The organism is Domibacillus sp. 8LH (assembly GCF_038806185.1).
In the GTDB taxonomy this organism is placed as follows: domain Bacteria; phylum Bacillota; class Bacilli; order Bacillales; family Domibacillaceae; genus Domibacillus; species Domibacillus indicus_A.
Genome location: NZ_JAVJNG010000024.1, coordinates 48,584 through 58,686, shown reverse-complemented (window position 1 = coordinate 58,686; position 10,103 = coordinate 48,584). Strand labels below are relative to the sequence as shown.

9 protein-coding genes are annotated in these 10,103 nt (G+C 41.0%); 8 read left to right on the top strand and 1 reads right to left on the bottom strand.

From position 1 onward, the window contains the following. From RG959_RS19705 to RG959_RS19670, 8 genes are all read left to right on the top strand, one after another. A partial coding sequence (locus tag RG959_RS19705; RefSeq protein ID WP_342798595.1) for a hypothetical protein occupies positions 1-430 on the top strand: 430 nt, incomplete at its 5' end. Positions 431-602: 172 nt separating this feature from the next. Then, positions 603-1,610: a LacI family DNA-binding transcriptional regulator gene (locus tag RG959_RS19700; protein WP_342798594.1), complete on the top strand. Its 1,008-nt coding sequence runs from the start codon at positions 603-605 to the stop codon at positions 1,608-1,610. 268 nt (positions 1,611-1,878) lie between these two features. Further along, positions 1,879-3,114 carry an ABC transporter substrate-binding protein gene (locus RG959_RS19695; protein WP_342798593.1) on the top strand — a complete coding sequence of 412 codons (1,236 nt, stop codon included), beginning with the start codon at positions 1,879-1,881 and terminating at the stop codon, positions 3,112-3,114. 88 nt (positions 3,115-3,202) lie between these two features. Further along, positions 3,203-4,036 (top strand): carbohydrate ABC transporter permease, encoded by an 834-nt coding sequence (locus RG959_RS19690; RefSeq protein ID WP_342798600.1) that lies wholly within the window; start codon positions 3,203-3,205, stop codon positions 4,034-4,036. Next, positions 4,036-4,857 (top strand): carbohydrate ABC transporter permease, encoded by an 822-nt coding sequence (locus RG959_RS19685; RefSeq protein WP_483298907.1) that lies wholly within the window; start codon positions 4,036-4,038, stop codon positions 4,855-4,857. Before RG959_RS19690 ends, RG959_RS19685 begins: the two co-directional genes overlap by 1 nt. A gap of 70 nt (positions 4,858-4,927) precedes the next feature. Then, on the top strand, positions 4,928-6,622 hold the full coding sequence (locus RG959_RS19680; protein WP_342798598.1) for a glycoside hydrolase family 13 protein: 1,695 nt from the start codon (positions 4,928-4,930) through the stop codon (positions 6,620-6,622). A gap of 73 nt (positions 6,623-6,695) precedes the next feature. After that, entirely contained in the window at positions 6,696-7,427 is a 732-nt protein-coding gene (locus RG959_RS19675; RefSeq protein ID WP_342798592.1) for a ThuA domain-containing protein, read from the top strand. Between the two features lie 24 nt (positions 7,428-7,451). Further along, a complete protein-coding gene (locus RG959_RS19670; RefSeq protein WP_342798591.1) occupies positions 7,452-8,498 on the top strand; it encodes a Gfo/Idh/MocA family protein in 1,047 nt (348 codons plus the stop codon). A gap of 375 nt (positions 8,499-8,873) precedes the next feature. Here the strand turns inward: RG959_RS19670 and RG959_RS19665 are convergent, their stop codons facing one another. Further along, positions 8,874-9,884, bottom strand: coding sequence for a formamidase (locus RG959_RS19665; protein ID WP_342798590.1), 1,011 nt, complete (start codon positions 9,882-9,884; stop codon positions 8,874-8,876). Positions 9,885-10,103 lie beyond the last annotated feature (219 nt).

The window sequence follows — 10,103 nt, the reverse complement described above, 5'->3', positions numbered from 1 at the left end:
CACGGCCGTTAAGCTCTTCAGCGCCGATGGTAGTTGGGGGTTTCCCCCTGTGAGAGCAGGACGCCGCCAGGCAAACAGTGTGAGGACAGCGGAAGCTGTCCTTTTTATTTCGGAATCATCTTCCATGAGAAAGAACTTGATTTTTGGAAAACCTATAATGAAAAGGCAGGGTGCTGCAACAGTCACCTCCTCTTATATAGATAAACACCGCTTGAATAAAATTCAGGCGGTGTTTTTGTATTTGAATTGCATCAGGATTGGAGGATTGAGCCTTTTTAAAAATATGTGGCCCTTTCTGCTAGGGTTTTCATTTAGCTTCTTATCAAATCTTAAAAGCTTGGTTTTAAAATCAATTTATTTTCTTTCAGAATGCAAAAGTATAGGTTATGATAGTTCATTACGAATAACAGCCAGCCATTTTACAGGATAGAAAAAACGAAAGGAAAGGAAAAATAAAATATTATGTGATGATGAACTTAAAAGCTGATATGTACTTGAAAAACAAAGATTTTACAGAATATTAAAAAAGTGTTGTAAGGGTTTTCAAAGTATGCTACATTAGTTACGTAAACGATTACGTTAATGAAGAAAGAAGAGAATTTATGGTGTACACTATTAAAGATGTTGCAAAACAGGCACGTGTTTCTACTGCAACCGTTTCTCGAATTTTAAATAACCAGCCGGGATATTCGGAGAAAACCAAAGCGAAGGTGCTGCAGGTAATAGAGGAGCTGGGTTACGAGCCTAATGCGGTCGCCAGAGGACTGGTTAAAAAACGGACGCATACAATAGGCGTCTTATTTCCCAGCGTATCTAGTTTATTCAGCGGGAAATTGCTGAGTGGAATAGAAAGTGTGACCCATGCCAAGGAATCCAGTGTAATTGTTTGTCACACTCAGGAATCAGGCTCTAAAACCATGAAATATTTGCATTTGCTGAATGAAAAACGAATCGACGGGCTTATTTTTACAAGTGAAGTGTTAAAAGATGAGTACTACGATTATATTCAGAAAATGGATATACCGTTAGTGCTTCTAGCTACAGAATCACCTGAATTTCAAGTTCCTTATGTGAAAGTGAGTGACTATCAGGCTTCTTATTCAGCGACTCGATATTTAATTGAAAAAGGGCATACGAAAATAGGCATGCTCAGCGGCAGCTCCTTAGACATGATTGCAGGCATTCCGAGAATTGAAGGCTTTAAACAAGCGCTTCAAGAGCATGATCTTCTGTCAGCGAATGCAGAGAATATCTTTGGTGGAGAAGATTTTGGGTATGAAGAGGGCAAAAAGAACTTTACTTTGCTGAGAAAGCAATTTCCTGACATGACAGCTTTGTTTTGTGCCAGTGACCATTTAGCTATGGGAGCAATGTCTGCTGCTGTAGAAATGGGAATGAAAATTCCTGAAGATCTTTCGATCATAGGCTATGATAATTTGCCAATTGCGGAGATGGCAATTCCGCCATTAACGACTGTTGAGCAGCCACTTGAAGAAATGGGAAAAAAAGCAGCTGCTGGACTTTTTCATATGCTAGAAAGTGGCGATAAGATGAAGGCTGAAATAATGCCTCACCAAATTATTGAACGAAAGACAGTTAAACACCTTTAAAATACCAATTGAAAGCTTTTTACTTCAGGAAGCCTTAGTCCTTTTTAAACTTTCTACGGAAGTAAGCTTTTTTCATCCTTTTACGTAAACGTTTACGTTAAGTGGGTTTCAATAAAAGAGATGTCCTTTGCCTGCCCACTTACGTAAACGTTTACGTAGAAATGCACCTTGATTTTTAAATTGAGGAATTTCTTCGCACGCTTACGTAAACGCTTACGTAAAAGTTTACGTAAACGAAAAAACCATCACAAAATAGGAGATGAAGATGATGTTTAGTAAATTATCTGTATTTGGAACGACGGTTGCATTGAGCGCAGCGATCTTAACGGGGTGCGGCAGCAATGGGGGAAGCAGTGATGGTCAGGTAGAACTAGATTTTTTCTCTAATAAAAGCGAAAGTATTGATACTTATAAAGGGTTAATTGCCGATTTCGAGAAACAAAATCCAAATATTAAAATTAAACTGGATGCACCGCCGGAAGCTGAAACCGTGCTGAAAACACGCTTAACAAAAAATGATTTGCCCGATTTGATGGGCATCGCGGGCAACGCCACTTATGGAGAACTGGCACGTGCAGGTGTTTTGCATGACTTTTCAGAGGAAGAAGTAACCAACAGCATTCAGCCGGCTTATATTGATATGGTCAACCGCCTTGTCGGACCGGATGAGAAAGGTGTACACGGTCTTCCTTACGCCACAAATGCAAACGCTGTTATTTATAATAAAGCTAAATTTGAAGAGCTCGGTTTAAGTGTTCCAACTACGTGGGATGAGTTTGTTCTTGCTTTGGAAAAAGCAAAAGCAGCTGGTGAAACGCCGATTTACTTTACCTTAAAGGATGCCTGGACAGGCATGATTCCATGGAATTCTTTAGGCGGAAACTTAGCAGGGGATGAGTTTGCGGCAGAAAAAAATGAAGGGAAAGCAAGTTTTGCAGAAAATTATGATGTACCGGCTGATAAGATGCTGGAGCTTTTAGAGTATGGCCATAAGGATAACTTTGGTGTTGGCTATAATGACGGCAATAACGCGTTTGCCAATGGCGAGTCTGTTTTTTATCTTCAAGGCAACTGGGCCATTCCTGAAATTTTAAAAGCAAATCCAGATATGGACCTTGGCGTGTTCGCGATGCCTGTTACAAATGATCCTGCTCAAAACCGCCTTGTCTCTGGTGTAGACGTACTTCTTACAATGAACGAAGAAACAGAGCATAAGGAAGAAGCCATGAAATTTATTGAATTTATGATGAAGGAGGAAACAGCTGCTCGCTACATTGAAGAACAAAAAGCATTTTCCGCTATCCAAGATGTCTTCCAGGAAGACCCGGTCTTTGAAGGAATCAAAGCAAACTTTGAAAGCGGATCGCTTGCAAGCTTCCCTGATCACTACTATCCAGCTGGAATGGGAGCAGATGGTATCCTGCAGGAATTTCTAATGAAAAAAGACAAGGAAGCGTTTTTAACAAAAATGGACAAGGAGTGGGAAAAAGTAAATGACCGATAAAGCCATGAAAGCGAAGGTGCGCACAGCGCGCCTTCCTCTTCAAAAAAAGCGCGTCCCTCTGTCAAAGGAAAGCAATGCATTTTTGATTATGGCCGTTCCGGGTTTTATTTTATTCTTTATCTTTCATACGTACCCTGCCTTGCAAGGGATTTTCTATTCTTTTACCGATTGGAAAGGATACGGTGACTGGAGCTTCGTCGGCATCAAAAATTATCTGAACGTGTTTAAAGATGCCCGTGCTTTGGATGCGTATGTATTTACTTTTCAATTTGCGGTACTGTCCACCATTATTGTCAACATCATCAGCTTGTTAATTGCACTTGGCTTAAATGCTAAAATTAAATTCCAAAAAACACTTCGGGCAATCTTTTTCCTCCCCTTTATTTTAAGTATCTTGATCGTCGGTTTTATTTTCAACTTTATTTTTACGCACCTTTTGCCGACATTCGGGCAAAATCTAGGCATGGAGCTTTTATCAAAAAACATATTAGGTGACCCTGATCTTGCCTGGATAGGCATTGTCGTTGTAGCCGTCTGGCAAGCTGTGGCCTTTAATACCATCTTGTACTTAGCAGGTTTGGTCACGATTACAGAAGACTTGTATGAAGCTGCCAGTATTGATGGCGCTGGCCGTTGGACACAATTTTGGAAAATCACCTTCCCGTTAATTGCACCGTTTTTTACGATCAATATGGTATTAGCAATGAAAGGATTTTTAATGGTTTTTGATCAAATTGTAGCTTTAACAGGCGGCGGTCCAGGAACTTCGACTGAATCGATTTCTCTATTAATCTATCGCGGCGGGTTTGAGGGCGGCCAATTCGCTTATCAATCTGCTAATGCTGTGATTTACTTTGTGGTTATTGTGATCATTTCTATTATTCAGCTTAAAGTCTTAGAAAGAAGAGAGGTGGGGAACTAATGATTGGAAAAAAAACAAACTGGCCGGTTACGGTTCTCCTTATGCTGGCTTCCCTTTGTATTTTGCTTCCTTTTTATTTAACGATTACCATTGCGCTGAAAACACCCCAAGAGATGGTAGGGAATTTATTGGCACTTCCACAATCCTGGGAGTTTAGAAACTTCAGTAGAGCGATTGAGATGACAAACTTTTTCAATGCATTTGGGAATAGTGCATTTGTGACTATTTTTGTTGTCATTTTCACTGTGCTGACAAATTCCATGGTTGCTTATGCCGTTGCCCGCAACATGCATAAAAAGTTTTACAAATTTCTTTTCTATTATTTTATCAGCGCTATGTTTATTCCGTTTCCGATCATTATGCTGCCGATTGTCAACCAAACCTCTGCATGGGGAATGGACAATTTAGTTGGGCTTATTGTTTTATACGTTGTCTATAATTTGTCATTTAATATGTTTATTTACATCGGCTATATTCGTTCCATTCCAAAAGAGTTAGAAGAAGCCGCTATTATGGATGGCGCCTCTACATGGGGAGTTTTTTGGAAAGTGATTTTTCCGCTGTTAGCTCCAATGAATGCTACGGTTGCCATTTTAACTTGTTTAGGTGCCTGGAATGACTTTTTGTTGCCTCTGGTTATTGTCAGTGACCGTGACCTGGCTACACTGCCAGTTGTTCAATATGTTTTCCAGTCACAGTTTAGCACAGACTACAACTTAGCATTCGCTTCTTATTTAATGGCACTTGCGCCAATGATTATTGTTTATGTGCTTGCACAAAAATGGATTATTAGCGGTGTAATGAAAGGTTCAATCAAATAAACAGTTTTTAGCAAAGAACTGTTCAAAGGAGCGGACATATATGCAACAGCCATCTTTAGAAACAAAAGCGATCCAAAAAACGTGGTGGAAAGAAAGTGTCATTTATCAAATTTATCCACGCAGTTTCAATGACAGTAATGGTGATGGAATAGGTGATTTAAAAGGGATTACTGAAAAGCTGGGCTACCTGCAAAACCTTGGAGTCGATGTTCTTTGGCTGTCACCTGTTTACCAGTCGCCGAATGATGATAATGGCTATGATATTAGTGACTATCAAGACATCATGGATGAATTCGGAACCATGGAAGACTGGGAAGAATTAATCCATGAAACACATAAACACGGGATGAAAATGATCATGGACCTGGTTGTAAACCATTCTTCTGATGAACATGCCTGGTTTGCAGAATCCAGAAAATCAAAAGACAATCCGTACCGTGACTATTATATTTGGCGTCCTGGCAAGGCAGGCAAAGAACCAAACAACTGGTCATCTGTTTTCAGCGGTTCTGCCTGGCAGTACGATGAAACAACGGATGAATATTATTTGCACATTTTCAGTAAAAAACAGCCGGACTTAAACTGGGAAAATCCAAAACTTCGCAAAGAAGTCTACAACATGATGACATGGTGGCTTGATAAAGGAATCGATGGCTTCCGGATGGACGTCATTAACTTTATTTCCAAAGTACCGGAACTCCCGAATGCGCCAGAAAATGCCTCTGGCGGTGGATTTGCCTTCGGAGGGAAATATTTCATGAACGGGCCGAGCATTCATAAATTCCTTCATGAAATGAACAAAGAAGTATTATCCAACTATGACATCATGACAGTAGGAGAGATGCCCGGCGCAACCGTGGAAGACGCTAAACTTTATACAGACTGTGAACGAGAAGAATTAAATATGGTGTTTACGTTTGAACATATGGACCTTGATTCTGGGCCTGAAGGCAAGTGGGATTTAAGGCCATTTAACTTAGTGGATCTAAAACGGAATTTAACGAAATGGCAAAAAGGGCTGCATGGCCGCGGATGGAATAGTTTGTATCTCAATAATCATGACCAGCCGCGGATGGTGTCACGCTTCGGTAATGATACGACCTACCGCGTAGAATCAGCGAAAATGCTTGCGACGGTCCTTCACATGCTGCAGGGTACTCCTTACATATACCAAGGAGAAGAGCTTGGTATGACAAATATCCGTTTTGACTCTATAGATGATTACAGAGACATTGAAATATTAAACATGTACCGAGAAAAAGTAGTGGAACAAAAGGAAGACCCAAAAAAAGTCATGCAATCCATTTACGTAAAGGGCCGGGATAACGCAAGAACACCGATGCAATGGAACGATAGTGAAAATGCGGGCTTCACTACAGGAAAACCCTGGATTAATGTGAACCCGAACTACAAAAAGATAAATGCAGAACAAGCTGTAGCGGATCCAAAATCTGTCTACCATTATTATAAAGAGTTAATTAGTCTTCGAAAAGAGCACGAAATCATTGTGTATGGAGAATACGATTTACTGTTTGAAGACCATCCACATATTTATGCTTTTACTCGTTCCTATCAAGGGGAGCAATTGCTCGTTGTCGCCAATTTTACTGATCAGGAACTCCCATTTGCAAAACTAGAAGAAACAATGTTTGAAGAGTATGACCTACTCATCGGCAACTATGACAGCCATGATGAAAAAAATGAGAGTACGATAACACTTCGTCCTTATGAGGCAAGAGTGTATAAAGGAAAAGCCAAAAATTAATGATCCCTATCTAGTCTATAAAAAGACGCTTCCAGGGTTGAATTTTATTATAAAAACAGTGGAGGGAATAGAATTGAAAAAAGTAACAGTATGGAACGAAAATCGGCATGAAAAGAAAAATCCGGCAGTCCGCGAGATTTACCCAGACGGGATTCACAGCACTATTGCACAATTTTTAACAGAAGCAGGATTTGACGCAAAAACAGCGGTTTTAGACGAGCCGGAGCATGGATTAACAGATGACGTGCTGAATCAAACAGATGTACTTCTTTGGTGGGGCCATCTTGCACATGGGGAAGTAAGCGATGAAATTGTAGCGAAAGTGCAACAGCGCGTTTTAGATGGAATGGGACTGATTATCCTTCATTCCGCTCATTTCTCCAAAATCTTCAAGATACTGATGGGGACAAGCTGTGATTTAAAGTGGCGTGAAGCAGATGAAAAAGAACGTCTGTGGGTGGTCGCGCCGAATCATCCGATTACGGAAGGCATCGGAGAATACATTGAACTGGAAACAGAAGAAATGTATGGCGAGCACTTTGATATTCCGGCACCAGAAGAACTTATTTTCACCAGCTGGTTTGAAGGCGGAGAAGTATTCCGAAGCGGCTGCACATATACACGCGGAAACGGCAAGATATTTTACTTCAGACCAGGGCATGAAACGTATCCAACCTACCATAACAAAGATATTCAACGCGTCATTATAAATGCGGTGAAATGGGCTGAGCCTGTCCAGCGCAGTCGTCCAGTTTACGGAAACGCACAGCCGTTAGAGAAACTCTTAGAAAAAGTAAATCAATAAATAAAACCCTGGGAGGACGAAACAATGAACAAATTGAAAATTGGGGTAATCGGGTGCGGGAGTATTGCACAACATCGCCATTTGCCAGAATATCGAATGAATCAGCAGGTAGAACTAGTAGCCGTTTGTGATATCAATAAAGAACGTGCCAATCAAGCAGCTCAAAAATATGGTGTAAAAGCCTATACGAGCTTTGAAGAGCTGCTGCAAAGCGGAGAAGTGGAAGCAGTGAGTGTATGTACGCCGAACTACCTTCATGCCCCCATCTCTATCGCTGCACTGCGGGCAGGTGTTCATGTACTGTGTGAAAAGCCGATGGCTACTTCAGCAGAAGAGGCGGAGGCCATGATCGAAGCGGCTAAACAAAGCGGCAAAAAACTAATGATTGCACACAACCAGCGGTTCGTTCCATCTCATCAGAAAGCAAGACAAATCATTGAAAGCGGAGACATTGGGAAGATTTACAGCTTCCGCACAGCGTTTGGCCATGGCGGGCCGGAAGGATGGAGTGTGGAGGGAAAAGAAGGCTGGTTCTTCCAAAAGGAAAAAGCGTTTGTGGGCGCGATGGGTGACTTGGGTGTTCATAAAACCGACTTGCTTCGTTACCTGCTTGGAGAAGAAATAATGGAAGTGGGGGCATTTGTAGACACAAGTGCCAAAGATTTTGCCACTGTGGATGATAATGCAGTGTGTATCTTGAAAACAGAGAGCGGCATCATTGGCACGCTGGCGGCAAGCTGGGCCTACACAGCAGGTGAAGATAATGCTACGATTATTTACGGAGAAAAAGCGGTTCTTCGTTTAGAAGATGACCCGGATTATTCCCTAATCGTGCAATATACAAATGGGGAACTAGTAAAATATCAGCTCGGTAAAATTCAGTCTAATGCAGAAGGTGGCCAAAGTAACTCCCATATCGTAGAGCAGTTCGTGGATGCTATTCTTTATGATAAAGAGCCGGCAGTTACAGGCGAAGAAGGTTTTAAATCACTTCAGGTAATTTTATCCGCCCTTGAATCACAAAAAACGAAACGGGTTGTTTCATTAAAAGCAGAAGTGGTAATGAAATAACGTTAAGTGTATTAGCAGCTCTGTTAGTGAACGGTTGCACAGTAGTTAATTACAGAAATATACTATTAATTCTTAATGGTGAAAAGGAGTAAACAGGCTAAACTGCCTGCTTGCTCCTTTCTAGTATTGTTTAAAGCAGGATCAATTGTTTCTATAAAGTCCGAAGCAGGAGGGTGACTCCGCACAAATTAGAATTGAGGTTAAGGTATAGTAATTAGCTTTTTTATCGGAAGTAGTGCGCAATTTATTTTATATAAAATTAATTGATGTTGAAATTGCTAGATAATGCAAAATACAAAAAAACAGCCCCGTTGAACAAACCGCGACTGTTTACGTATTTTATAACCTATATTTATTTGAGTAAAATAGAGAATATTATTTATTTATCAATGCTTTATGTTCAAAAGAACGGGTTGGAGGAGGAAAGCCGAAAGCAGAACCATCTTTATGAATGACTTCCTCTTCCCATGGCAAAACATATTTACCGTTAACAAGATCCTTCATATAGGTATATGGGCAATCAGAAGCTCCACCTTTTACTGCCACGTAACCTCGATGGCCAAGCTGATAAATATTATTTTCTACAGCCCATATTTTGCGCGCTTCTCGTACAAGTGCTGGTCTTACTTCTCCTGTAATAATTTCGTCCGGCCGGCCTCCACCTTTTACGAGTGGCATACCATCAAAATTAATAATCGATCCTTCGCCCATCGAGTCAAACGTTCCATCGCTGCCGCTTAAACAAACGGAGGCAGTGTACATTAAATTACAAAAAGCATTTGCTTGATTGGTGATATCCCATGAATGCCGGATCGGTGCTGTATAGCCGGCGGTTCGGATCATAATATCCGCGCCTTTATAAGCACACTCCCGCGCCATCTCTGGAAACATTCCATCGTGGCAGATAATAAGTGCCAGTTTGCTGCCGTTCGGGCCATCGCAAACTGGAATTCCTAAATTGCCTGGTTCCCAAGGTTCAACAGGCACCCAAGGGTGTAATTTTCGATAATTGAGTTTGATTTCACCTTTGTCATCAATAATTAATCCTGTGTTATAGGGATTTCCATCAGGGTTATATTCCATAATGGAAAAACAGCCCCATATTTTATTTTCTATGCATGCTTTTTGAAAAGCCTGCACTTCAGGTCCATCTACTTTGCACATAATTTCCGGGTTCATGTCCATAGAGAGTCCATGCAGTGAATATTCCGGAAATACGACTAGATCCATTGTCTGCTGATTTCTTCTTGCTTTGCCCACAAGCTCACACACACGATCTGTCTGTTTTCGAAGATCTTCTTTTGTTTTTACCGTTGGGAGCTGAAGCTGAACTAAGCCAATAACAACTCCATCGGAAGACTTATTTAATCCTCCAAGACCACTCATGAAATCCACTTCCTTTTTTTATGCTAATTTTTAAGTTCTAGAGCTCACCCTGCATTTCGAATTTCACCTGCGCTGACAGTTTTTCTTGAAAGCAAGGCATAAGCCGCGCCACCCACAATCATTGCTGCAAAAGCCGTGGATAAAAACGGAGCATAAAATTCTGTAACCAAGCCTGCCAATGAGCCAATAAACCAAGCAACAAACGGCTGTGAACGAAAT

Excerpts from the sequence above, each read along its gene's own strand:
- RG959_RS19700 (WP_342798594.1), top strand. The coding sequence starts at position 603 with ATGGTGTACACTATTAAAGATGTTGCAAAACAGGCACGTGTTTCTACT.
- RG959_RS19695 (WP_342798593.1), top strand. The coding sequence starts at position 1,879 with ATGTTTAGTAAATTATCTGTATTTGGAACGACGGTTGCATTGAGCGCA.
- RG959_RS19690 (WP_342798600.1), top strand. The coding sequence starts at position 3,203 with ATGGCCGTTCCGGGTTTTATTTTATTCTTTATCTTTCATACGTACCCT.
- RG959_RS19685 (WP_483298907.1), top strand. The coding sequence starts at position 4,036 with ATGATTGGAAAAAAAACAAACTGGCCGGTTACGGTTCTCCTTATGCTG.
- RG959_RS19670 (WP_342798591.1), top strand. The coding sequence starts at position 7,452 with ATGAACAAATTGAAAATTGGGGTAATCGGGTGCGGGAGTATTGCACAA.
- RG959_RS19665 (WP_342798590.1), bottom strand. The coding sequence starts at position 9,884 with ATGAGTGGTCTTGGAGGATTAAATAAGTCTTCCGATGGAGTTGTTATT.